This window comes from Actinophytocola sp., assembly GCF_049647105.1.
GTDB lineage: Bacteria > Actinomycetota > Actinomycetes > Mycobacteriales > Pseudonocardiaceae > Actinophytocola.
Genome location: NZ_JBARWZ010000234.1, coordinates 1 through 24416 on the forward strand (window position 1 = coordinate 1; position 24416 = coordinate 24416).

The following is a 24416-nucleotide window of genomic DNA, read 5'->3' on the forward strand; positions in this document are numbered from 1 at the left end:
GCCGTGCCACCCACGGGCCCGACGCGCTCGGCCGCGCGCACCGGGCGGCGGCCGCGCTGGGCCGCACCGGCCTCTCGTCGGTGGTCGTGGACTGCGAGACCGGCCGGTTCCGCATGGGTCTCGCGGGCACACTGGCCCAACTGCTCGGCGCGGTACACGTCCCGGTCGACGAGGTCAGCGCCGCCGCGCTGACCAACGCGGCGGGGGTGGCCTGATGGCGCAGGGAAAGCCGCCGGTCGTCGCCGAGGACGGGCTCACCACCCGGCAGCGCCGCAACAGGCCGCTGCTGGTCGTGCACACCGGTGACGGTAAGGGAAAGTCGACCGCCGCCTTCGGGCTGGCACTGCGCGGCTGGAACCAGGGCTGGGACATCGGCGTGTTCCAGTTCGTCAAGTCGGCGAAGTGGCGGATCGGCGAACAGACCGTGCTCGAGCGGTTGGGTGCCCTGCACGCCGAGACCGGCGAGGGCGGTCCCGTCGAGTGGCACAAGATGGGCGCGGGCTGGTCATGGTCGCGCAAGGAGGGCAGCGAGGAGGACCACGCCGCGGCGGCCGGGGAGGGCTGGGCGGAGATCCGCCGCCGGCTCGCCGAGCAGCGCCATGGTCTGTACGTCCTCGACGAGTTCACCTATCCGATCCAGTGGGGGTGGGTCGACCTCGACGAGGTCCTGACCACGCTGGCGAACCGGCCGGGACACCAGCACGTGGTGATCACCGGTCGACGCGCCGACCGGCGGCTGGTCGACCTCGCCGACCTCGTCACCGACATGACCGCCGTCAAGCATCCGTTCCACACCGGGCAGAAGGGCCAGCGGGGCATCGAGTGGTGAGGGTGCCACTGCCCAGGATCGTCGTCGCCGCACCGGCATCCGGGCACGGCAAGACCACGGTCGCGACCGGGATCATGGCGGCGCTGCGCAGGCGCGGGCACGTCGTGAGCGGGCACAAGGTCGGGCCCGACTACATCGATCCGGGCTACCACGAACTCGCCACCGGCCGCCCCGGCCGCAACCTTGACCCGTTCCTGGTCGGCGAGAACCGGCTCGCACCGCTGTTGCTGCACGGGGCCACCGGCGCGGACGTCGCGGTGATCGAGGGCGTGATGGGCCTGTACGACGGGAAGCTGGGGGCCGAGGGCTTCGCCTCCACCGCGCACGTCGCCGAGCTCACCGAGAGCCCGGTCGTGCTGGTCGTCGACGTGTCCCACGCGGCGCGGTCCGTCGCCGCGGTGGTGCACGGCATGCGGACCTTCGACCCGGCGGTCCGGCTCGCCGGGGTGGTGCTGAACAAGGCGGGTTCGCCCCGCCACGCCAAGGAGGTGCTCGACGCACTGGCGGGCAACGGATTGCCCGTCCTCGGGGTGCTGCACCGGGACGACGGTGTCGTCGCGCCCGCCCGCCACCTCGGTCTCGTGCCGGTGGCGGAACGCGCGGACGCGGCCGCCGCGCTCGACCTGCTCGCCGACCGGATCGAGGCGAACCTCGACCTGGACGCGGTACTCGCACTCGCCCGCGCGGCGCCGGACATGACGGCGACGCCATGGGATCCGGCGACCGAGACCACGCACGTGACCGGCACGGCCCGCCCGCTGGTGGCCATGGCGGGCGGGCGCGCCTTCACGTTCCGGTACACCGAGACCGAGGAACTGCTCCGCGCGGCGGGTTGCGACGTCACGACGTTCGACCCGCTCTCCGACGACGGCCTCCCCACCGGGACCAGTGCCGTCTACCTCGGCGGCGGCTTTCCCGAGGTCTACGCGGCCGAACTGTCCGGCAACCCCGTGCTGCGCGCGGAACTCCGCGACGCCATCGCCTCGGGCATGCCGGCAGTCGCGGAGTGCGCCGGGCTGCTCTACCTGTGCCGGACCCTCGACGGGCGGCCGATGGTCGGCGCCTTCCCCGCCGACGCCGCGATGACGCCTCGGCTCACCCTCGGCTACCGCGACGCCGTCGCGGCGGCAGGTCTCGCCGGTCCGGCCGGCATACCATTGCGCGGCCACGAGTTCCACCGCACGACCACCACTCCGGACACCGGGGCGACACCGGCGTTCCTGGTCGGCGGCAGACCGAGCGGGTTCGGCTCCCCGACGGTGACCGCCGCCTACCTGCACGTGCACTGGGCCGGGCATCCGGCGCTGGCCGAACGGTTCGCCGCGGCCGCACACGCGTTCGGCCGCGGCTTTCCGGCCCCGCCGTGACAATCACGCCCGCCAACGGTGCTGTAAACGCGTTGACCGGTGGTAACGTGAGTTCAGCCCTGGACGAGGAAGCCGGTGGGAATCCGGCACAGTCGCGCTACTGTGACACCAACCAGGCCATCGACCACGCGGACGACGGCCACGGCGGGTGAAGTCAGACCCGAGCCCAGGGATTGCCCAACACACGGGACGCACACATCCCTGGAGGAGGCACTACTTCATGAGCCAGTCAGTTCCCGTCACGCCGGAAGTCCGGATCCCCACGATCCCGCTCGGCCAGATCGCCCCGTGGGCGGTCTTCTTCGGTGTCATCGCGTTGATCGTGCTGTTCTTCATCAGCGCTGATCAGGGCGCGGTCAACATCCCCGCAGGCGACGCCATCCACGAGTGGGTACACGACGGCAGGCACCTGCTCGGCTTCCCCTGCCACTGATCGCCACCCCCACACCCGTGCCTTTCCTTTGAGGCACGGGTATTCGGCTACCCCTCACCTTCCGGGAACCGCACCATGACCGCACGCAACTTCCTCATCCGAGGGCTCCTCGCCGGGCTCTTCGCCGGCCTGATCACCTTCGTCGTCGCCAACGTGTTCGGGGAACCCGCCGTTGACGCGGCGATCGCCGTCGAGGAGGCGGGCGCGGCCGACGCCGCGCATGACCACGCCGACGACGGGGCGGCCGCACAACCCCACGACGACGATGGCACCGAGGTTTCACGGGCCACGCAGAAAACCTTCGGTCTCGGCACCGCGACCATCGCCGTCGGCACCGCGCTCGGCGGCCTCGTGGGGCTGGTGTCCGCCGCGACGGTCGGTCGCATCCGCCGGCTCACCCCGGCACAGTCCACCGGACTGGTCGCTCTGGCCGGGTTCGTCTCGGTGGCGCTGGTGCCGTTCCTCAAGTACCCGGCCACCCCGCCCGCCGTCGGCAACGAGGACACCATCGGTTCCCGCACCGGCCTCTATTTCCTGTACCTGCTCATCTCCGTGGTCGCCGCCGCGCTGGCCGTCGCGCTGGGCCGCTACCTGAGCGACCGCCTGCGGATCGTGGAGGCGGTCACGCTGGCCGTCGCCGCCTACCTGGTCGTCGTGGTCGGCATCGGGCACCTGCTGCCCACCGTCAACGAGATCGGCGAGTTCCCCGGCGACACGCTCTGGTACTTCCGGCGCGCGTCGCTGATCACGCTGGCGACGCTGTGGGCGGCCATCGGTGTGGTGCTCAGCGCACTGGTCGGCCGCCTTCACGAACGGGAGACGGCGGCGGCGCGACGCCGTGACCTGGCCGCCAACCTGTGACCGTCCTCATCGGACTCGGGCCAGCACCCAGGCGGCCGCCTCGACCGGGTCGCTGACCGTCGGCACGCCGCCGGGCGCCACCCGGCGGCGCACGACGACGACTGGCAACCCGCGTTCGCCTGCCACCTGGAGCTTCGGCCACGTGTAGCTGCCGCCGGAGTCCTTGGTCACCAAGGCATCCACGCCGTGCCCGGCCATCAGGGACCGCTCGCCGGCCACGTCGTACGGTCCCCGGCTGGTCAGCAACGTCCACGGCGCGGGCAGCGACAGGTCGGGCACGTCCACCACGCGCACCAGCGCGGCGTGCCCGGCCAGCGGGTCGGTGAAGGCGCCGAGTGCTTGTCTGCCGACGGTGAGGAACGGTCGTTTTCCCAGTGACGCCACCAGTTCCGCGGCCTCGGCGTGGTCATCGACCCAGTGCCAGGCCTCGGCGTCCGGCGCGCCAGCCCACCCCGGCCGCGCCAGCCGCAGCAGCGGCACGCCGGACTCCCCACACGCCGCGAGGGCGTTCGCGGTCATGCCCTCGGCGAACGGGTGCGTCGCGTCGACCACCGCCGTGACCGCCCGCCTGGCCAGGAACGCCACCAACCCGGCGACACCACCGAATCCACCCACGCGCACCGGCCCGACCGGCAGTCGCGGCCGGGCCACCCGCCCGGCCAGCGACGAGACGAAGTCCACCCTGGCCTCGGCAAGCAGTTCGGCGAGCACCCGCGCCTCCGACGTCCCACCGAGCAACAGAACCGTCATCGCCGGTCCCCCGGCGGCAGCACCGGCAACCCGGCGGGTGGCCCACCGGCGATCAACGCGAGGAGATCGTCGACGGCCACGTGCTCCTCGACGAGGTCGGCGAGCAGGTCCAGCCGAGCCCGCCGTGCCGCCGCGAAACTGACCCCGCTCGGATCACGATGCCGGCCGACCAGTGCCGACACCTCGCGGAGGAAGGCGGACCGGAACCCGTCGGACTCGAGACCGCCATGCCACATCGTGCCGAACACGGGACCGGCGAACTCCTCGGCCGACACCATCCCGTGGTGGATCTCGTAGCCGGACACCGCGGCGCCGAGCGCGGTCCCGGACACCAGGCGCAGCACCTTCTCCTCGGCGAACTCGGTGTGGACGTCGAGCAACCCGAGGCCCGCCACCGAGGTGCCCGGCGGCCCTTCGACACCAAGGGGATCGGCGATGGACCTCCCCAACATCTGGTATCCGCCACAGATCCCGAGCACCGGCCGGCCGGCGGCGGCGTGGGCGGCGATCGCCTCGTCGAGCCCGCGCGCTCGCAGCCAGGCCAGGTCGGCGATCGTGGCCCTGGTGCCGGGCACCACGACCAGATCCGCGTCGACGAGGTCACCCGGCCTGGCAGCGAACCGCACGTCGACGTCGGGCTCCGCCCCCAACGCGTCCACGTCGGTGAAGTTGCTGATCCTGGGCAGCCTGACGACCGCGACCCGCAACGGGTCGGCGACGAGCGACACCCTCCCGGTCACGTCGAGACCGTCCTCGGAGTCGAGCCACACGTCAGGGCTGAAGGGGAGCACCCCCAGCACCGGGCGACCGGTGAGCTGGGCGATCTCGGCATTGGCCGGCGCCAGCAACGCATCGTCGCCACGGAACTTGTTCACCACGAACCCGGCCAGCAACCGCTGGTCGGCCCGCGACAGCAACGCGACGGTGCCGTGGAACGCCGCGTAGACACCACCTCGATCAATGTCACCCACGACCACGACCGGCATGTCGGCGTGCCGCGCCAGACCCATGTTCACGTAGTCGTGCGCACGGAGGTTGATCTCGGTAGGACTACCGGCACCCTCACACACCACCACCTCGAACCGGCTCGCCAGGTCGTCATACGCCGCGAACGCCGCCTCGGCGAGCGCCGCCCGGCCGCCGACGAACTCCGAAGAACGGATCTCCCCCGCCGGCCGGCCGTTCACCACCACATGGCTCCTGCGGTCGCCGCCCGGCTTCAACAACACCGGGTTCATCGCCACCTCGGGTACGACGCCGGCGGCGACGGCCTGGATCCACTGCGCACGACCGATCTCCGCACCCGCACCGTCGGCCCCGGCCACCACCATCGAGTTGTTCGACATGTTCTGCGCCTTGAACGGCGCCACTTGTACGCCCCGCCGGGCCAGCAACCGGCACAACCCGGTCACGAACACGCTCTTACCAGCATCCGACGATGTCCCGGCGACCAGCAACGAACCCCGCATGCACGCGACTCTACGACCGTGCCGGCCCGGCGACACCGTCATGTTCGTCGCACGTGACCTGCGCCGTCGGCGACGTCGGGCATGGGCGTCGCGATCGACGTGCCGAGGCGAACCGGCCATCCAATGTCCCGTGTGGACACAATGGGATGAACCGCGGCGGTGTCGTGTCGTCGGCCGCGATCGTAGGATGGCGCGGTGGCCTGGGAACGTCCGATACCGCTGATCGGTGACACCAGCACGGCCGCGGCACGCTCGGATCACCCCGACGCGTTGGCCTTTCCAGAAGCCGAGCGGCAGGCGTTGTACGACATTGTCGGCGCCCGGCGTGACGTGCGGCGCTTCCGGCCCGACCCGATCGCACCCGACCTGCTGAACCGGGTCCTCGGCGCGGCGCACTCCGCGCCGTCCGTCGGGCACAGCCAGCCGTGGCGGTTCGTCGTGGTGCGCCAACCGAGGACACGGGAACAGGCTTCGGTCATGGCGGACCGCGAGCGGCTGCGCCAGGCCGCGCAGATGGCGGCGGAAGCCGGGCGACGGCTGCTCGACCTGCAGCTGGAAGGCATCCGGGAGGCACCTCTCGGGGTCGTGGTCTGCTGCGACCGGCGTGCCGCGCCACAGGGCGTGCTCGGTCGTGCGACGTTCGTCGACACCGACGTGTGGAGCTGCGCGTGCGCCATCGAGAACCTGTGGCTCGCGGCACGCGCGGAGGGACTCGGCGTCGGCTGGGTCACCCTGTTCGATCCGGCGGAACTGGCGGAACTGCTCGGCCTGCCCGACGGCGTGGTCACCCTCGGCTGGCTGTGCCTCGGCTGGCCAGACGAACGGCCACCCGAACCGGGGCTGCAGCGCGCGGGCTGGTCGCGCAGGCTGCCACTGGCGCAGGTCGTCGTCGAGGAGCGGTGGCCGAGTGCCTCGGCCGAGCCCGCGCCCCCGACCTCGCACCTGCGTGCCCCCGACCAGGACGCGGTGGTGGGCGCCAGGGACGGGGCGGACGTGCTGTTGACCCCGCCCGGGTCGCTCGGGGTGCTCGACCGCGCGGTGGACCGGGTGGTCGCCATGGGCCACACGCACCTCGACGGCGGCACCCTGGTGCTGGCGGCGGCGGACCACCCGGTGGCAGAGCACGGCGTGTCCGCCTATCCGGCCAGCGTGACCAGGGAGGTTCTCGCGGCCGCCTCGGCGGGCGAGGCGATGGGTGCGACCGCCGCGCGGACGGCGGGCCTCGGGATCGAACTCCTCGACGCGGGGGTCACCGGCCCGCGTGTGCCCGGCACCGCCCGGCTCACCTGCGTCGACCCGAGAGGCGACCTGGTCGCGGCGGACGCGATGTCACGCCGGGACGTCGACCGGCTGCTCACCGAGGGCAGGGCGGTCGGCGAGCGGCTGGGTGCCATCGGGCTCGTCGCGCTCGGGGAGATCGGCGTGGCCAACACCACCGTGGCCGCCGCCATGGTGTGCGGGCTGCTCGCCGCGAACCCCTCGGCGGTGGTGGGGTTGGGCGCCGGAGCCGACACGCCGATGCTCGAACGCAAGCGCGCGGTCGTGCGCGCCGCGCTCGACCGCGTCACCGACCGGCACGACCCACTCGCCCTGCTGGCCGGCCTGGGTGGTCCCGAGTTCGCGGTCCTCACCGGTGTCGTACTCGGCGCCGCGAACGCCGGCGCGGTGGTCGTGCTCGACGGGATGGCCACATCGGTCGCCGCCCTGGTCGCCGTCCGCATGGCGCCCGCGGTGGCGGCGAGCCTGGTCGCCGGTCAGCGCAGCCGGGAACGCGGGCACCAGCTCGTCCTGGTCGAGCTGGGCTGCGAGCCGCTGCTCGACCTGCGGGTGCGCGCGGGCGAGGGAGTTGGCGCGTGCCTCGCCGCCACCTTGCTGCGCCAGGCCATGACCATCCGCACGACCACCGCGCGGGTGGCCGACCAGCCGTCTACTCGACCTTCCGGGCCATACACCCGTACATGAAGGTGGGTCCGGCCTGCGCAGGCGCAGCGGCACCGACCTCGGCGAGGACGCGCAGGACCTGTGGGCAGGCCCCGTGAGCTGCGCGCGTCCCGACCGGCGTTGCGTCAAAAGGAGTCATCCGCCGGTCGTTTCCGGAAACTTCGTTACGTCCCGCCCTCGTTGCCGATAGAACCTGCGTACAGCCGGAGGAACTGGGGGGACAGGACGATGCTGAGGACGAGAAGGAGACCGTTCGCCGTGCTCGCCGCCGTCGTGGCGGCGGTGACGGCGACCGTGGCGCTGCCGGGCGTGGCGGCGGCCGCGCCACCGGCGAACGACGACGTGACCGCCGCGACCGAGGTGACGGCTCTGCCGTACGCCACCCAGGCCGACACGAGCGAGGCGACGCGGGCCGACGACGACCCCGCCTGGTGCCAGACATACGACATCGGCGGCACGGTGTGGTTCCGGTACACGGCGACCGAGGACGGGCTGCTGCGCGCGACCGCGACCGGCGCCGACCACGGCACCATCCTGTCCGCCAACACCGGCGTGCCGGGCGACCTGACGGGGGTGGCGGACGCGTGCGACGTCGCGACGGTGACGGGCAGCCAGATCACCTTCCGCGCGCGGGCGGGCACCACCTACCACCTCATGGTCGCGGGCTACGGCGTGCCCGGCGGTGACCTGGCGTTCACCCTGGACCGGGCCGTGTCCGCGCCGAACGACGCGTTCGCCGACGCGGAGGAGATCACCGCGCTGCCCTGGACAGCGGTGGGCGACCTCTCGACCGCGAGCATCGAGTACGACGAACCCGAACCCGATTACCCCTGCCACAGCTCGGAGAACCGGTCGGTGTGGTACCGCCACACACCGGCCTCGGCCGGACCGCTGAGCGCTCGCGTCGACCCCTACAGCTCCTACGTGGAGGTCTACACGGGCGGCGCGCTGCCGGACCTGCGGCTGACCGGTTGTGCGGACGGCGGTTTCTCCGACCGGGTGCTGTTCGCCGCGACCGAGGGCGAGACGTACTGGTTCCGGGTGACCTCGTCGGTCGCGGCCGAGGTGACTCTCACCGTCGAGGTGCCCCCGGCCCTGGACCCGCAGGTCGGCTTCTCGCCCTCGGACCCGACGATGCACGAGGTCACGTGGTTCTCGGTCGGGTCCGGTGAGTGGGACACCCCGATCGTGGGCGGTGAGCTGGACTTCGGCGACGGCACGGTCGAGCCGCTCGACGGGGAGACCGCGTCCCACCACTACACCGAGGACGGCACCTACCAGGCCACCGCGACCGTGCGGACCGAGGACGGCCGGACCGGCACGCGGACCACGACGGTCGAGGTGGTGACGCACGACGTGTCGGTCGCGAAGTTCGCGGTGCCCGCCAAGGGCCGCGTCGGCGAGACCAAGGCGATCACCGTGCACGTGGCCAACGCGCCCCGGTACCGCGAGCAGGGTGTCACCGTGACCCTGTTCAAGTCCGACGGGAGCAACTGGCAGGAGGTCGGGTCGCTCACGCTGGACGTGCCGAAGGACCGGACGGTGAAGTTCCCGTTCGCCTACACGTTCACGAGCGCCGACGCGGTCGCGGGCAAGGTCGCGTTCCGGACCGTGGTGCGGCTGCGCGACGGCGTGCGCGACGCGCGCCCGCTGGACAACGAGCTGATCTCCTCGGCGGCCACCGTGACGCCGAGCGCGGCCGAACTCCGGTTCGCGTGACCAACCACACTCTGGGGAGAGACGAAATGCGACACCATCCGACGATGAGACCCCGGCTCGCGGCCATCGCCGCCGCCGCGGGGCTGGTCCTGCTGACGCCCGGCACCGCGGCGGCGGCACCGCCGGGCGCCGACGACTTCGACGACGCCGTTGCGATCACAGCGCTGCCCTTCGAGCAGACGGTGGACGCAGGCGCGGCGACCGCCGCCGCCGACGACCCGCGCGACTGCTATTGGTACGCGGGCAAGAGCGTCTGGTTCAGTTACACGGCACAGGCCGACGGATACGTGCAGGCGACGCTCACCGACGTCGCGTTCACGCCGGTGCTGTCGGCGTACACGGGCACGCGGGGCGCGCTCGTGCCGGTGCCGGGGATGTGCGCGATGGACACCGGGAACGCGGAGACGTTCCCGGTCACGGCGGGCACGACGTACCACCTGCTGGTGCAGTCCGCGTACCCGCCGTACGCGGGCGAGGTGACGCTGCGGCTGCGGGAGGTGCCCGTGGCGCCCAACGACGACGTGGCGGCGGCGGAGCGGGTGCCGGGGCTGCCGACGAGCAGCACCGCCGACCTGGACCGCGCCTCGGTGGCGCCGGACGAGGTGCCGCCGAGCTGTGATCCGTCCGCCACGCGGTCGGTCTGGTACTCCTACACGCCGACGAGCGCGCGGTGGGTCGGGGTCAGGACGGGCCACGGGTCGGCCACGTTGTCCGTCCACCACGGCGCCGGTCTGTCCGAAGTGGACTGCGAAACCGAGTTCGGGTGGGCGGTGTTCCGCGCCGAGGTCGGCGAGACCTACCTGATCCGGGTCGCGTCCTCGGCGGAGGACGCGATCCGGTACTACGTGGACTTCCGGACCGCGCCCGCGCTGACCCCGCGCGCCGCCGGCTCCTACTACCCCGAGACCGTGTTCCGGCCGGCCGCGTTGTACCTGTCCTCGGGTGACTCGATGGACCAGCCGGTCGTCAGCGCGCACCTCGACTTCGGCGACGGCACGGCCACCGACCTCACGCACATGGGCACGGTGGAACACCAGTACACCGAGGACGGCGACTACACGCTGACGCTGTCGGTCACCACCTCGGACGGCCGCTCGGCGACGGGCACGTCGGTCCTGCGGGTGGAGTCCCACGACGTGCGCATCTCGACGTTCACGGCACCGGAGAAGGCGCGCGTCGACACGACGAAGCGGCTCACGGTCGTGGTCACGAACACCCGGTACGACGAACAGGTCACGGTGACGCTCCGCAAGCGCACCGACGGGTGGGAACCCGCCATCGGCACCCTCACCCAGACCGTGCCCAAGGGAGCGACCGTGACGTTCCCCTTCTCCTACACCTTCGGTCCCGACGACGTGGGCACCGTGACGTTCGACGCCGTGGCGGCGTACCCGTGGCCCGCAGAGGACGGCAATCCCGACGACAACACCGCGACCGCCACGACCACCGTGGGGCCGTGACCTGTCGCGTGTCCCACCAGGCCCGCGATTGATGAAACGATGCCCTTGATCAGCCGTCCACTCGGGTGAGAGGAAACGGCCGATCAAGGGCATCGTCCTGATCGACGAGGAATGCCTGACCTCCTCGCCGAGATGGCCAGTGCCCCGTCAAGGCAAGAGAGGGCACGTTTCTCCACATGTGACAATCTGATCATGACTACGAGGGACCGGTTTGTGCTGAATTCACGTAGTTGAGTCCAGCGACATCCTGACACGCTGCCACGACAGCAAAGAAACCTCGTAGGGAGAATTTCATGATCAAGGAAAACGTCCTGGCAGCGCGCCTCGGCCGACCCGGTGTTGCGGCTCTGCTGACACTGCTCGCCATCCTCGGGTTGGCGATCGGCGCGGGTCCGGCGCAGGCCGCCTCTGCCGCATCGTCCGCCCCCTCGGAGAAAAGCAGAACCGTCAGCGTGCCGATGACCCTGAAGGGCAACGGCGGCGCGATCACCAATGACACCGAGTCGGGCAACTGCGGTTCGATCAGCCTCGAGCTCACCCTCGTCGGCGACGGCAGCGAGACGCAGATCGACTTCGGCTACAAGAGCATCCTGGGCCCGGTGCGTGCGCACGCCATTTCCGGCTCGTACCAGAACGCCCAGAACGGAACGATCGGGTTCTTCGGCGACGTCGGTTTCCCGAACATCGCAAACTACTCAACCTCGGACACGGTGACCACCGGGTTCCCCGCGGCGCCGACGGCGCAGATGTTCGTGGTGGCCTATGTCGCCGCCGGCGTGTGCACCGGCACCGTCGCCGACTCGCTCGCGTTCTAATTAGCCACCTGATAGGGCGGGCAACCCGGACAAGTCCGGGTTGCCCGCCATTCGTATGGGATTCATCGGCTCGCGATGCTCCGCGACACGACTGTGCTGAGCACCCGGATGCCGTGCGTTGTGCCAGGGTCGATCCCGGTCAGCGCCCGGATCCGGCGCAGCCGGTAGTCCAGGGTCCTGGCGTGGATGTGCAGCGACGCGGCGGCGCGAGGCCGGTTCAGATCGTTGCGGTAGTACACGTTCAGTGTGCCCACCAGGTCGGGGCCGTCGGCCAGCAACCCGGCAAGGTCGCGCAACCACCGGTCGATCTCCGGGAGCTCCGCCGCGCCCAACTCCAGGAGCACGTCGGTCACGGTGTACAGGTGGGTTGGCGACCGTTCGGCCGGTGTCACCCTGCTGATCCGCTGGGCAAGCGCGAACGCCTCACCGAGCTCCCCGGGCGGACACTCGGCCACGCCGACCGAGCACGGCTGTCCGGCGATCTCGGCGATCTCGGCGATCAGCGCACCCGCTGCTTGTCGCTGGTCAGCAGGCACGAGCGCGACGAACTCGTCCGGTTCGCGCCAGGTGGCCGGGATCCCGTGGCGATGCCACGCGGCGTGCACGAGGTCGGCCGGGGCAGCGGGTGGTGCCGGTAGCCGGGCCACGGTCACGAGGTAGCGGTCGTGCAACCGGATTCCGCAGGAGTCCGCGAAGGCCAGCGCGTCCTCGCCGGCTTCCAGCGCCAGCTCGGTGAACTGCCGCACGCGCGCCACGATCGGAAGGTGGCTCCGCAGGCCGGTCGAGTAGCCGCGAGTGTAGGCCTGGTGGGCCGTCGCTTCCTGCGGGCCCAGCCAGCTGAGCAACCGCATCCCGACGTCAAGATCGAGGGGACCGGACGCCTCCCCGATCTCTCGGAGCGTCGCGGTGGTGTGCAGTGTGAGCAGGCGGCGAACGGTCTCGAACGACAGGCCCTCCTCGCCCCGGCGCCGGCCCATGGACTCGACCACAGCGAGGTCACCGGTGGTCAGCGAGCCGTCCTCGGCGAACAGTTCCACCGTCCGCATCCTGGTGAACACCGCGAAGTCCAGCATCTCCTGGTACTTACGCGAATCCTTGGCGGCCGCGGCGTACTCGGGAAGATCGTCCACGCACAGGTCGACCGCCCACCGGGCGTTGGCCGACGCCCGGCCTCTCAGCTGCCGCAACAGATCGCTCACGCCGGCCCGGCCAGTGCCCGGTTCACCACGGTGCTCAGGACCCGGACACCGCGTACGGACACCGGATCGAGACCGGTGAGCTCACGCACCCGGCGCAGCCGGTAGTCAAGGGTCCTCGGGTGGATGTCCAGCAACGCCGCGGTCCGCGACCGGCTCATGTCGGTGCGGTAGAGAGCATCCAGGGTGCTGACCAACCGCGGACCGGTGGCGAGCCTACCGATCACCTCGCGCAACCACCCGTCCACCGGAGTCAGTCGGACAGCCCCGACCTCGGCGAACACGTCGGTCAGGTAATGCACGGCCCCCAGTGTGGTGCGGACCGGCGCCACGCGGCTGATCTCCCTGGCCCTGGCGAACGCCACCGCGACCTCACCACCTGCCGCACGGCACGCGCCTACCGCGGCAGGAAGTCCTGTGCTCTCACCGAAATCCCGAACCACCCGCGCGGCCGACGCCGCGTCGGCCACCAGCGCCACCAACTCCCCCGGCTCCTCCCAGCGCAGCGGCATCCGCTGCCGGGTCAGCAGGTGCCGCGACACCTCCGTACGAAACCGGCCATCCGGCTCACCGGGCACCCGGCAGACGACGACCAGGAGCGGGTCGGGCACTGGTACGGCCAGGATCCTGGCCAGTTCAGCGGCCGCGGGATCGCCGGCCAGCAGCAGACACGTCAGCTGCCGCACGCGTTCAACCTCGGACAGGATCGTGCCCTGTCCGAGGAAATATCCACGGGTGTAGGCGGCCGGGGCGACCCGGCTCTGCGCTGGCCACCAGGTGAGCACGCGCATCACGTCGTCGAGATCGTGCCGACCAGCGGCCTCGCCCACCTCCCGCAGCGTCAACGAGTGGTGCAGCCGCAGCACATCACGTTGCGCGGCGAACGAGATCCCGCCGGCTGCGCGCTCCTTCCCCACCGCGGCGACGAACGACAGATCACCATCCGTGAACGACAGGTCCTCGGCGACCAGTGAGATCGTGCGCTGCCGGAGGAACACCGCGAAGTCCAGCATCGCGGTACGCGCCTTCGCGTCTATCGCGATCTTGCGGAAGTCCGCCAGCTCCCGGACATAGAGATCAACGGCACGCTTGCTGTTCGCGTCGATACGGCCACGCCAGCTGGCGAAAAGATCGCCCATACCTCTCTCCTCCAACCCCCACCGGCTGTGTGACACCGACACCACCACCGGCCCCCGCTTCGCGGAAAACGGACTTTAACCGCTGACCCCACCCGGGAATGTTGTGGAAGTGTTGTGGCGCCCGACTGTCGGCGCAGCCCCGGCCGGCACCGTCATGCGGGTACCGCCGTTTCATCGAATCGGGTGACATTCGATGCGCTGTCGGTCTGGACGGGCTTCAGTGGGTGAATGCGAACAAAAGGACGGCGGACGACTCCTTCGGCCGGCATGGTGGAGCGGTACCTCGCTCCTCACGAGGCGGCGATCTCCGCCGCGGACGTCAGGGTCGTACTGTGCAGCGAACTCGTCGGCGTGCTCGACGAACAGGCACTCGCCGACGCACTGACCCACTTGGCGGACTGCTATCCCCTGACCCTCGGGCACATCACCGGCATCGACGGTCGCCCGCTGGTTCGGCTCGCCACCGAATCGACACCCGGACCCACGCTCAACCTGGGCACCGACCTGCGGCAGGAGATCAACGCTCACCACACCTGGACGACCGGACCGTTGCTGCGCACCACCCTCGTCCGCGAACCGGAACGTGTCAGCCTGGTGATGACCCTCCCCCGGGCGTTCGTCGACGGGATGAGCTACCTCGCCCTGCACAGCAGGTTCTGGACGATCTACACAGCCCTGCGAACCGGCAGGCCGATCCCCGGCCCTCCCGACGTTCCCGCCCTGGCGCCCGCGCTCGACGACCTGCTCGCCGCCCGCTTCACCGCCACGGAGCTGCACGACTTCGTCCAGCAACGCAAGCACCAGGACAGCACCGACACCCCCGCCGTCCTGGCGCCGCTCGCCTCCCAACAAGGCGCGCCAGGCCCCGACGCGACCTTCCGGATCATCCGCCGCCAGCAGTCCCCCACCGACACCGCCGCGTTCACCGCACTCGCCCGCGCATCCGCGCTCACCGTGAATCAACTCGCCTCCGGTGTCCTGCTGACCAGCCTGCGACCCCAACTCGAACCCCCGACCGGCCCAGCACGAATCCTGTGCACCACCGCCGTCGACATGCGCCGCCGCCTCGAACCACCCATCCCCAGAGACGTACTCCAATCCGCCGCCACCACCACCTCCGTCCGGCTCGACGTCGACACCGACGCCACCCCGATCGACGTCGGCCGCGACATCGCCAACACCGTGCGCGCCCAACTCGACAGCGGCGCCGCCGCCATGGAACTCGCGGCCTTCGGTCACATCATCAACCAGCAGCTACCAAGTCTGGTCATCACCAACGTCGGCACCATCCCCGAACCCGACCTACCCGACGGCCTCCGGATAAGCGCCGTCCGCATCGCCCCGCTCGGCCACCTGCCCACGCTCTTCGCCGTCGTCAGCCGCTACCAGGACAGCCTCGTCATCGACCTGAGCTACAGCAAGACCTGGTACACCGACACCCAAATCCACACCCTCGCCGACCACACCACAAGCGTCATCGACGACCTCATCACCTGATCGATCCCCAACCACCGCACGTGAAGGGCAGCACGGGTCGCCGGCTGCTCATCACACTTGCCCTGGATGGCGCCCGAGTGGTTGGGCGACTGGGCGTAGCCGGCCGGGTTTGAACAAAAGTGGTCAGTTCACGGGCCGCGGTTTGGTCTCGGTGAGAGTCGCGGACACCACTTATGCGACGGGCATCAGGAAGCTCGGTGCCATCGTCGGAGACGACACCCAGACGGGCTGCAACGTCGTACTGAACCCGGGAACCCTGCTCGGCCGGGGCGTGATCGTGTACCCGAACACCAGTGTGCGGGGCTTCCACGAGGCCGGGTCCATTCTCAAGCTGCGCCAACAGATCGACGTTGTGATACGGGACTGACTGCGAGGGCGACCGCCGATCCCGTCATGCGGTCGTTGCCGTCCGCCGGGTTGATTTCTCCATTTCGGACCGTTGCGCGGCATGGTGTGGCAGGCTGTGGCGCCATGACGGAGCTGCGCGACACGGCGGCCCGGCGGCAGGCGGCATCGAGACTGCTCACCCCGTCGGGCCTCGCGCTCGCGCTGATCTGCTTCCTCTTCGGCTTCCTCGCCGTCTCGTGCGACGCCCCGGGCGGGTACGGCCGCTCGAAGCAGGGCGGCACGACGACCTATACCGGGCTGGACCTCGCCACCGGCGCGCAACCAACGATCGACCCGGCGTTCCAGCAACCGGCACCCTCAGCGCGGCCGGACCTGCTCGGCTGGCAACCAGCCATCACGCTCGCCGCGCTGGCGCTCGCCGTCGCCATGGTCGCCGGTGCGGGGCAGTTCCGGTGGCGGCGCCGGGTGGTGGTCACCTCGACGGCCACGGCACTCGTACTCCTCGTACTCGGCGAGATCACCGCGACCGACGCACTCGTCACGCAGGTCGCCGAACAGGTGACGCATCCGCTGCCGGCCGGGAAACAACCCGAGGACTACGTGGTCGTCGGCAGCGGGTTCACGATGGCCGTCACGATCACGACGATCGTGCTCCTGTCCTACGTCCTCGCCCACCTCAGACGTCGCCGGCGGACCTGACCACTCCTGCGGGGTATCCCCCCGCCCGGCCTCGCTGACTTCGCTACGGCCGGTGTCGGCGGCCGCCCTGCGCCATGGTCAATGCCGTGCAGCCCGCGATGACAAGGGTCAGGCCTGCGAGGCTGAGCTCCGCTACGGGCGTGCCGGTGTCCGCGAGTGAATCCCCGGCGAGACCGTCGACGTTGGGCGTCGATAGTGGCGGCGGGGCGGTCGTGGTCGAGCCGGGTGTTGGCGTGGGTTGGCTGTTGCTTGCCGCGACGGTCCAGAAGCCCTGGGCGTCGTTGTTGGTGGCGGACTGGTCGGTGTCGGTGGCCAGGGTGGGGACTGTCAGCGGGTTGGGGTCTTCGATGATGACGTCGACGTACCCGTCACCGTCGAGGTCAGTGGCTTCGGCGGGTGGGAGTGGCGCGACGTCGGCGACGTTCTTCATGGTGATTTCGGTGGCCTGTTGCGTGGTGACGCGGACCTGGACGGTGATGGTCGGGCCATCCGCCCCGGCGGCGAGGGCGTCAGAGGCGGTAGCGGTCAAACCGTCGATCACGTAGCCGGGCCCGGCGACGGAGATCGGCTGCACTCCTGGCGGCAGGAGCTGGTTTACCGACCAGCCTGCTGGGGCCGAGCGGAGGCCGGTGTTGTGCGGGGTGAGGGTCCAGGTCACGGCATCGCCGGCGTGCAGTGCGTGTGTCGGCGTGGGGGTGGTCTCGGTGAGGGACAGGTCGGTGCAGTTGGTCGGGTAGAGCACCGGGGCGTCGCTGAGTTCGTAAACCTCGGCTCCGCGCCCGTCGTGGACGAGAGTCCCGTCGAGGTAGCCGGTGGCGCGGCAGAGCGAACCCCAGTCGTTGGGGTCGCCGTAGTCGCGGGCGTCCACGGCGACTGGTCCGGCCATCCTCGCGATGGTGTCCTCTCCGATGACGGCGTTGGGGAACGTGCGGATCGCGGTGGACGCGACGGGGAAGGTGTTGCCGGTCACCAGGACCGGGTCCCTGACGGTGCGGCGGCCGGCGTCAGGAGTGGTGGGATCCGGGGATCCGACTTGTACCCAGGTGCCCTGGCCGTGGAAGACGTTGTCGACGACCTTGATGTCCGAGGACGAGTAGGAGCCGGGCCGGTCGCCGTCCTCATAGAGCGGGGCGACCATGACCGCCGCCTCGTCCTCCGAACCGAGCTGGGTGACGGTGTTGTCGGCGATGGTGACGTTGTGCGCGGGGGCGGCGGAGATGACGTAACGCTGTCCGGAGATCGTGTTGCGGGTGAAGGTGACGTTCGTGGTGCCGGTGTAGAGGTTCACGCCGCGCTGGTTGTTGGTCATCGTGTTGTCGTGAATGTTGATGTCGTGGCTGATTCCCGCGCCGGCGGTAGTGACCACGAGGTCGCCGACCGCGGCGTTCCCGGTGATGGTCGAGCCGCTGAGGTCGAGGCCGGAGGAGCTGCGGCCGTAGATGGCGTATTCGCTCACGCCCGATACCCGGGCGTTGGTGATGGTCGCCCCGCTCGACGAGGAGAAGAACACGCCGTAGGAGCCCGCGTCGATGGACGCGTCATCGACGGTGATGCCGGTTGAGTCGTAGGCCCTGAGGATCGCGGAGCCGGAGGTGGAGGTGGGGCCGGCGTGGCCGGTGACGATGACGTGCTGGGCCCGGGTGGTGGTGGCTTCGTGGAGCACGATGCCCGAACCGTGAATGTCCGCGTTCAGGTCGTTGATCGTCGCGTTGACGGTGCCGAGCAGGTAGATCCCGGCGCTACCGGGCACGGTGCTGGTGACGGTGACGTCGGTGAGGACGAAGTTGACTCGGTCAGAGCTGGGGTCCATCGCGGCATAGGCCCCGATGCCGTACAGGAACGCGGCGATCGTGGCGCCGGAGACGGACACACGACCGGCGTTCATGGCGTTGATACCGGTGCCACCGGTGCCGATTCCGGTGATGGTGGGGGTGGTGATGACCGCACCCTGGGTGGAGCCGAGGGTGATCCCGCCCAACGACACATCGCTGATCAGGGGACTGATGATTCTTGGCCCGGCGCCGGTGCCACCGATGTTGGTGGAGACGCCGGTGACGTAGTGGCTCACCGTGATCCGGTCCAGGGTGACACCGGAGGACAGGTGCAGGTTGATGCCGATCGACTGGGCGGCGTCACTGCCGCTCACGACGGGTGTGATGATGCTTGCGCCGACGGTGGAGCCCAGGGCGATACCCTCTCGACTCACCCGGTCGATCCTCGCGTCGGTGATCCTTGGTCCAGCCGCTCTGCTGGTTGCGGTGGCGCCGATCCCCCGGGTGAAGTCCGTGACGACCGGCGAGCTGATCTGCGCGGCACTCGAGTTGGCAAGATCAATGCCAGTGCCCGCGCCGCTGCCCGAGACGGTGACCCCGGAGATGGCGGGGCGTGATGTCGTCCCGAGTCCGATGCCCGCGGTCTGAGCGGCTGTGATCGTGCCCCCGGCGATGGAGATACCGGCCGCGGTCGACGCGGCTGTGGCGCCGATCCCGATGGCGACCCCGGTCACCTGTGGATCGTTGATGGTGGCCGACCCGGTGGTCAGGTTGATGCCGAAGGACGCGACCTGGCCGCCACCGTCCATCGTGAACCCACTGATGGACACACCGGTCACCCCGGTCCCCAACTGGATGCCGGTCGGGCGCAGCACCCCGTTCGGGTTGGTGATGGTGATGCCGGCCAACTCGGCGTTGGACGAGCTGACCGTGATCAGCGCGCCGACGGCCGAGAACCCGAGCGCCACGTTCGCGGTGAGCGACAGTCCGCCGCCGGCCGTGAACTGGGCGAACAGGGTCGATGGACCCGAGGAATCGAGCCGAACGGTCCGTGGAACCGTGAGTCGCCTCGTGAATGCGTAGTCGTTCGGGTCGAAGGACACGATCTGCCCGGCGGCCGCGGCATTGAGGGCGGACTGCAGCGTCAGCAAGGGCTGACTGACCGGCCGGTCCGCTGGCAGCCCGACCCAAGCCATCAACACGTTGTCGGCGTCAGGAACCAGCGCGTTCGGTGCGGCGCGTGCGATGGGAGCAGCAGTCCCGGCCTGGGCTACTCCCCAGCTGGGACTTGCCGAGGCGAGAAGGAACGCTGCCGAGAGTCCGACCAGAGCGGCAACCCGAACGTGTGGGCCGCTCATATCTGCCCGACCAGGCCGTCCCTGTGCTTTGTCCACCCCCGCCGGATTGGTGCGCGACCGCCAACTCCGACGATGGGTGGTGCGATGTTTTCGGGCGACCGCCTACCTGCCCTGCCCGTTTGGATCGCCACCATCCACCTCCCATAACCGTCCGTAACCGCCATACTGGTCGCGCGATGCGTGATACACATCCCCCAGCGAGGGTGAGTCGCCAGTCACGGTCAGCGATAACCGGCGAGAGTGAGTCGCTGGACCACCCGCCGCCAAGGAGCCGCGATGACGATCGTGCGTGACGGGGCCCGCCGGGTGGCGGTCCGCTGGGACGAGCCGTCGGCGGTCGTCACCATCCGGCGCTGGACACACCGCGAGCTGGCGGGGGTGGCGGGACCGGCCCGCGAAGCACGGGCCGTGGTCGAGGTGCTGCGGGCGCTGGGCGGCATGCGGATGCGGGCTCTGCTCGGCGCGACCTTCGTCCCCGACCCGGCCTCGACCGTGACGGTGATCGAGGTGCCCGAGGGAGAACCGCTGGGCCGGGACTCACCGGCCACGTGTGTCAGTGAGCTGGGCACCCCGCTGATGCCCGGGTTGCCCAGCGACTTCGCCGGCGCGGTCGCGGACGGACTCGCCGCAGCCGCGCGGGCCACACCCCTGCCACCGGGAACGCTACGGGTCGACCGGGCGGGCCACGACGAGGTCGACTCCGCCGAGATGGCCTTCACCCTCGCGGCCGGACTGCTCCACACCGTGCTCACCGCACTGACGAACGACCACGACCACTTGACCGCCGCCGCCACCACGGCGGACGCCTGGTAGGCCGCCTCCTCGCCAAGCGAGCATCACCCACAGCTCGACGGCGGCCGCCTGGCCACCGGTGGTGTCCTGCTCGACGCGCCAGTGACCGAGCGTCGTCGACGTCGGTGCGGGCGGCTCATGCGCAGGTGACGCCGAGGCACCCGTTCGGGTCACCGGTGGAGGTGTTGCCTCCGCCGTCGATGACCGTGCCGGGGGTCGCCTCGATGCCGAAGTCCTCGCTGTTCGCCGTGTGGTTGCCCGTGATCGTGATGTTCGAGCCCGATGGTGCGTTGATGTGGATCCCGTCGTTGACGGTGTTCCCCGCGCCGTCGGTCATGCCGCCGGACTGGTGGCCACTGCCGATGACCGTGTTGCCTCTGATGTCCAGCGGCCCGGTGCCCCCTCCGCCGCCGTCGAGCAACACGCCTGCGGCACCCGCGTCGAGGAACGTGTTGTGGCCGATGACGGTGGCGGCGAAGGCGTAGGGCAGTTTCGGGCGCACTCCGATCAGGCTGCCCTGGAAAATATTGCCGGTGACGGTGGCGCTGCTGGAGGCGTCAGCCATCGAGACGCCGGAGCCCGCTCCGGTGAACACGTTGTGCGCGATGGTGTGCGCCATCGCGACGACGCCCACCACCACGCGTGCGTCGACGAAGATGTTGTCCCTGGTCTGCGACGACGCCGACTCGATGAACACGAGATCGCTGTCGTCGAAGGCGTTCCCGGTGATCGTGTGCTGTGACCCGTTGGCCAGCCGCGTCCACGTTCCGGCGAACCGGTTACCGGTCAGGGAAACCCGTTCGGAGAAGTTCGTGTCGAACGCGCCGCCGACCGTCGCACCGGTGACCACGGCGTCGTCGGAGGACAGGATGGCCACCGACGTGTTGTGGGTCGTCACGTGGTGGAACGTGAAGTTCGGTGCGTTGTCCGCGACCACACCGGCCTGCCCCAGCGGAGGGCTCCCGGTGCTGAAGTCGGCGATGGTGCCGTTCCGGACGGTGACGCCGCTGCGCCCCGTGACGGCCAGACCGGTGCCCGTGCCGGACCCGGCGATCGTGTGGCCGCCGAGGTCGAGCGTCACGTCGTCGGCCCCGATGGCCAGGCCGTCGCCGAGACAGGTCAGGTCGGCGTTGGCCACCAGGTCGGCGAAGATGGTGTCACCGCAGTGGATGTTCGGTGCGGCGACCGCGGTCGTGGCCGTCCCGCTGACGGTCATCCAGGCGGCGACCACCACAGCGCCGGTCAACGTCCGTGCCCGCCCGGACAGCACCGCGGGTATTCGCCGATCGTTCGCCATTCGTCGCATCCCGGATCAACTCCCAGCCGAACCCCGCATCCAGCTTCCCCGCCGCCACCAACGGATTCAAGGTGCAACCGGGCAGTATTCGGCACGTCTGCTCGACCGGTCAGCCTCGTACAGCGCGTCGATCACGCTGCGCAGGTGGGCGCGGGCAGCGTTCTCGGCCGCGACCGGCGTCTACCCGCGCCTGAAGTCCCGCGTCCCGGCCTGATCCCGACCGAGACGAACCCATCTGATCCGCACCGGACCGGTGTGCGCAAACCGCGCGCTGGGCGCGGGTCGCCGCCGTCGCCTTCGCCGCGCAACCGCTGGCTCTCGACCGTGCGGGCCACGCGGGTCCGGTCGGCAATCGTAGAGTCTCCACCATGGGGCGATTCGACAGGACATTCCGGGAAGTGGACGGGGAACGGGTCGAGGGCACGTGGCGGCCCGTGTTCATCCGCAACGGGGGCACCTATTTCCTGACCAGCCTGAAGATCTACGCGGACGGCGTGATCGACTGCTGGGAACACGTCACGCTCGACGAGTTCGCCGTCAAGGTGCGTACGGGGTGGGTCGCCACGACGCTGCCGGACGGGGCGCGGGCCTCGGCGCACCACGTCGCGACGTGGAACTTCGCCAATCCGATGACGTGGGTCGACGAGGACGGGCTGATCGGCGAGGTGGCCGACGAGATCGACCGGCTGGCCGGGCGGCCCGACTCGACCGGCCGGTGCCTCGCCGCCGCCGACGTGTACCGGCACGACCGGACCGAGGCGAACCGGGCCGCGCTCGAGGCGGCGTACCTGGCGATCCCCGAGCACCTGCGTGGCTACGCGCTCGGCGACATGGACCGCAAGGACGGCCCGCTGCGCGCCCTGTTCGGTGCCGACAACGAGGCACGGCAGCGTGCCCTCGACTATTTCGCGGACCAGGACCAGGCGCAGGCGACCGTCGAGGAGTACGTCCCCGCCGACGGACCGGCGAGGTCGGACCGGTCGACGATAACGATCCGCGGCACGGTGTACCCGCCGGGCTGGCCGGACGATCCCGGTCTCGAGGTGCTGCAGAACACCTACCCTGCGCCGATCACGTTCCAGGGCGGCACCTACCCGTCCGTGACCCACGCGTACTGGGCGCTCAGCACGTCCGACGAGCGGGCGCGGGCACTGATCGCGGAGACCACGAACCCCTTCCAGGCCAGGAAAATCGCCGAGGCGGCGCCGCGCCGCGAGGGGTGGGCCGACGCGCGGGTCGCGGTCATGAGTGCCCTGATGCGGGAGAAGTACCGTGCGCACCCGCGTCTCGCCGACGTGCTGCTGTCCACAGGGGACGCACAGCTGGTGTCGAACGAGTACCTCCGGTCGGCGTTCTGGAGCGGACCTGGCGGCCGCCACTGGCTCGCGCGGCTGCTGGAGGTGGTGCGGTCCGAACTCGCCGCGGCGCGGGCCGGGATCTCCGTCGCCACACAACGGAGTTCCGGATAGGCCACCTGGTGTCCTCGCCACGATCCCCGCGACCGGATAGACTGCCTGTGGGAGCGCTCCCAAAATGGGCTCATCGTCGACCCACCCACCGGCAGGAGCAGCCATGCGCAGGAGAAGAGGCGTTGACGTAACGGTTCTGGCGGTGGTGTTGGCGGTGGTGGTCACCGCCACCGGCCACACTCCTCCACCGGCCGCCGCAGCGCCGGCCGGCTGCCCGAGCGACGCGTTCTGCGACGGGTTCGAGGACCAGACCGGTCCGGTGCCCTCTGGCGACTGGTCCGTGGTCCACCCCAACTGTCAGGGCACCGGCACGGCCGAGGTGGACACCACGACGGCGTACGCGGGCACCCGGTCACTGCGCGTCGACGGTGGCGCGAACTACTGCGACCACGTGTTCGTCGGGACCAGCAGAGGTGTCGGCGGCAGCACGTGGTACGCACGGTTCTTCGTGCGGCACACCATCGCGCTGCCCGCCGCGCACGTGACGTTCCTGGCGATGAAGGACACCGCCGATGGCGGCAAGGACCTGCGCATGGGCGGGCAGAACAGTGCCGCGCAGTGGAACCGCGAGTCCGACGACGCGACGCTGCCGGAGCAGAGCCCCGCAGGCGTCGCGCAGAGCGTGCCGCTGCCGGTCGGCCAGTGGACCTGCGTCGAGTTCGGCATCACCGGCTCGGAACTGCGGACGTGGGTCGACGGCACCGAGGTCGCCGGCCTGCACGCCGACACCACCCCCACCCCCGACGTCGACGGGCAGTGGTTGCGCCGGGGCACGTGGCGACCAGCACTGACCGACTTCCGGCTTGGCTGGGAAAGCTACGGCAGCGGCGGTGACACCCTCTGGTTCGACGAGGTCGCACTGTCCCCGGCCCGGATCGGCTGCACCTGAGCCCCACCGGTGACGCCCGGGACGCCGAGCAGCCCGACAAGCACGATGCCACGTACCCGGCACACAGCGACTAATCCGGGCGCGCCGGTCGAGAGCGACCGCGTGCGCGGGCGGCAAACCGGGCACGCCGTTGCCGTGGCCGGTGACGCCTACTTCCGCCAGACCGTCGGGGTGGACGCCCCACTAGCTCCAAGGCCGTGAAGTTAAGGGGTGGGTGCGGCTGTCCAGCCGGCTGAAACTAGCAACGGAGTTCCTGCTAGAACGGTGTCGACCAAGATCACCAGATAGCAGAAACTCCGTTGGTTACCCAGTCTGT

Annotated in this window: 21 protein-coding genes; 15 read left to right on the plus strand and 6 right to left on the minus strand. The window is 70.4% G+C overall.

What is annotated here, in order from left to right; all coding sequences use genetic code 11:
* The 5 genes from WBA97_RS27995 to WBA97_RS28015 form a co-directional block, all read left to right on the plus strand.
* On the plus strand, positions 1 to 215 hold a 215-nt coding region (locus tag WBA97_RS27995), incomplete at its 5' end, for a hypothetical protein (protein ID WP_424233931.1).
* On the plus strand, positions 215 to 829 hold the full coding sequence (cobO, locus tag WBA97_RS28000; protein ID WP_424233932.1) for a cob(I)yrinic acid a,c-diamide adenosyltransferase: 615 nt from the start codon (positions 215 to 217) through the stop codon (positions 827 to 829). The genes WBA97_RS27995 and cobO, both read left to right, overlap by 1 nt.
* A 2-nt stretch (positions 830 to 831) precedes the next feature.
* The gene (locus WBA97_RS28005; RefSeq protein WP_424233933.1) at positions 832 to 2196 is read left to right on the plus strand and encodes a cobyrinate a,c-diamide synthase; all 1365 of its coding nucleotides are present in this window, start codon (positions 832 to 834) and stop codon (positions 2194 to 2196) included.
* Positions 2197 to 2416: 220 nt separating this feature from the next.
* The gene (locus tag WBA97_RS28010; RefSeq protein WP_424233934.1) at positions 2417 to 2629 is read left to right on the plus strand and encodes a CbtB domain-containing protein; all 213 of its coding nucleotides are present in this window, start codon (positions 2417 to 2419) and stop codon (positions 2627 to 2629) included.
* 75 nt (positions 2630 to 2704) lie between these two features.
* A complete protein-coding gene (locus WBA97_RS28015; RefSeq protein ID WP_424233935.1) occupies positions 2705 to 3490 on the plus strand; it encodes a CbtA family protein in 786 nt (261 codons plus the stop codon).
* A 6-nt stretch (positions 3491 to 3496) separates the two neighbouring features.
* Here WBA97_RS28015 and WBA97_RS28020 read toward each other — a convergent pair whose 3' ends face one another.
* Together WBA97_RS28020 and WBA97_RS28025 are read right to left on the minus strand one after the other, a co-directional pair.
* Positions 3497 to 4240, minus strand: a complete 744-nt coding sequence (locus WBA97_RS28020) for a cobalt-precorrin-6A reductase (RefSeq protein WP_424233936.1) — start codon at positions 4238 to 4240, stop codon at positions 3497 to 3499.
* Positions 4237 to 5709 (minus strand): cobyric acid synthase, encoded by a 1473-nt coding sequence (locus tag WBA97_RS28025; protein WP_424233937.1) that lies wholly within the window; start codon positions 5707 to 5709, stop codon positions 4237 to 4239. Before WBA97_RS28025 ends, WBA97_RS28020 begins: the two co-directional genes overlap by 4 nt.
* A 195-nt stretch (positions 5710 to 5904) precedes the next feature.
* On the opposite strand from WBA97_RS28025, the gene bluB reads away from it, so the two are divergent.
* From bluB to WBA97_RS28045, 4 genes are all read left to right on the plus strand, one after another.
* Positions 5905 to 7671, plus strand: a complete 1767-nt coding sequence (bluB, locus tag WBA97_RS28030; RefSeq protein ID WP_424233938.1) for a 5,6-dimethylbenzimidazole synthase — start codon at positions 5905 to 5907, stop codon at positions 7669 to 7671.
* 207 nt (positions 7672 to 7878) lie between these two features.
* Positions 7879 to 9369, plus strand: a complete 1491-nt coding sequence (locus WBA97_RS28035; protein WP_424233939.1) for a PKD domain-containing protein — start codon at positions 7879 to 7881, stop codon at positions 9367 to 9369.
* Positions 9370 to 9413: 44 nt separating this feature from the next.
* Positions 9414 to 10829, plus strand: coding sequence for a PKD domain-containing protein (locus WBA97_RS28040; protein WP_424233940.1), 1416 nt, complete (start codon positions 9414 to 9416; stop codon positions 10827 to 10829).
* A gap of 293 nt (positions 10830 to 11122) precedes the next feature.
* Positions 11123 to 11644 carry a hypothetical protein gene (locus tag WBA97_RS28045; RefSeq protein ID WP_424233941.1) on the plus strand — a complete coding sequence of 174 codons (522 nt, stop codon included), beginning with the start codon at positions 11123 to 11125 and terminating at the stop codon, positions 11642 to 11644.
* A gap of 62 nt (positions 11645 to 11706) precedes the next feature.
* On the opposite strand, the gene WBA97_RS28050 is transcribed toward WBA97_RS28045, so the two are convergent.
* Both WBA97_RS28050 and WBA97_RS28055 read right to left on the minus strand, forming a co-directional pair.
* Positions 11707 to 12843 carry a PucR family transcriptional regulator gene (locus WBA97_RS28050; protein WP_424233942.1) on the minus strand — a complete coding sequence of 379 codons (1137 nt, stop codon included), beginning with the start codon at positions 12841 to 12843 and terminating at the stop codon, positions 11707 to 11709.
* Entirely contained in the window at positions 12840 to 13979 is a 1140-nt protein-coding gene (locus tag WBA97_RS28055) for a PucR family transcriptional regulator (RefSeq protein WP_424233943.1), read from the minus strand. The genes WBA97_RS28050 and WBA97_RS28055 overlap by 4 nt, the downstream gene beginning before the upstream one ends.
* Positions 13980 to 14207: 228 nt before the next feature.
* Here WBA97_RS28055 and WBA97_RS28060 point away from each other — a divergent pair, with 228 nt between their 5' ends.
* The 3 genes from WBA97_RS28060 to WBA97_RS28070 all read left to right on the plus strand — a co-directional run bounded on the left by WBA97_RS28060 (position 14208) and on the right by WBA97_RS28070 (position 16523).
* Positions 14208 to 15476, plus strand: coding sequence for a phthiocerol/phthiodiolone dimycocerosyl transferase family protein (locus tag WBA97_RS28060; protein ID WP_424233944.1), 1269 nt, complete (start codon positions 14208 to 14210; stop codon positions 15474 to 15476).
* Between the two features lie 151 nt (positions 15477 to 15627).
* Positions 15628 to 15843, plus strand: coding sequence for a hypothetical protein (locus WBA97_RS28065; RefSeq protein ID WP_424233945.1), 216 nt, complete (start codon positions 15628 to 15630; stop codon positions 15841 to 15843).
* A gap of 104 nt (positions 15844 to 15947) precedes the next feature.
* Positions 15948 to 16523 carry a hypothetical protein gene (locus WBA97_RS28070; protein WP_424233946.1) on the plus strand — a complete coding sequence of 192 codons (576 nt, stop codon included), beginning with the start codon at positions 15948 to 15950 and terminating at the stop codon, positions 16521 to 16523.
* 43 nt (positions 16524 to 16566) lie between these two features.
* On the opposite strand, the gene WBA97_RS28075 is transcribed toward WBA97_RS28070, so the two are convergent.
* A complete protein-coding gene (locus tag WBA97_RS28075) occupies positions 16567 to 19491 on the minus strand; it encodes a right-handed parallel beta-helix repeat-containing protein (RefSeq protein ID WP_424233947.1) in 2925 nt (974 codons plus the stop codon).
* Positions 19492 to 19929: 438 nt separating this feature from the next.
* On the opposite strand from WBA97_RS28075, the gene WBA97_RS28080 reads away from it, so the two are divergent.
* Entirely contained in the window at positions 19930 to 20466 is a 537-nt protein-coding gene (locus WBA97_RS28080) for a hypothetical protein (protein ID WP_424233948.1), read from the plus strand.
* 115 nt (positions 20467 to 20581) lie between these two features.
* On the opposite strand, the gene WBA97_RS28085 is transcribed toward WBA97_RS28080, so the two are convergent.
* Positions 20582 to 21742, minus strand: a complete 1161-nt coding sequence (locus WBA97_RS28085) for a right-handed parallel beta-helix repeat-containing protein (RefSeq protein ID WP_424233949.1) — start codon at positions 21740 to 21742, stop codon at positions 20582 to 20584.
* Between the two features lie 368 nt (positions 21743 to 22110).
* Between WBA97_RS28085 and WBA97_RS28090 the strand changes: the two genes are divergently transcribed.
* Positions 22111 to 23211 carry an NADAR family protein gene (locus tag WBA97_RS28090; RefSeq protein WP_424233950.1) on the plus strand — a complete coding sequence of 367 codons (1101 nt, stop codon included), beginning with the start codon at positions 22111 to 22113 and terminating at the stop codon, positions 23209 to 23211.
* A gap of 103 nt (positions 23212 to 23314) precedes the next feature.
* Positions 23315 to 24100 carry a hypothetical protein gene (locus tag WBA97_RS28095; RefSeq protein WP_424233951.1) on the plus strand — a complete coding sequence of 262 codons (786 nt, stop codon included), beginning with the start codon at positions 23315 to 23317 and terminating at the stop codon, positions 24098 to 24100.
* The last annotated feature ends 316 nt before the right edge of the window (positions 24101 to 24416 follow it).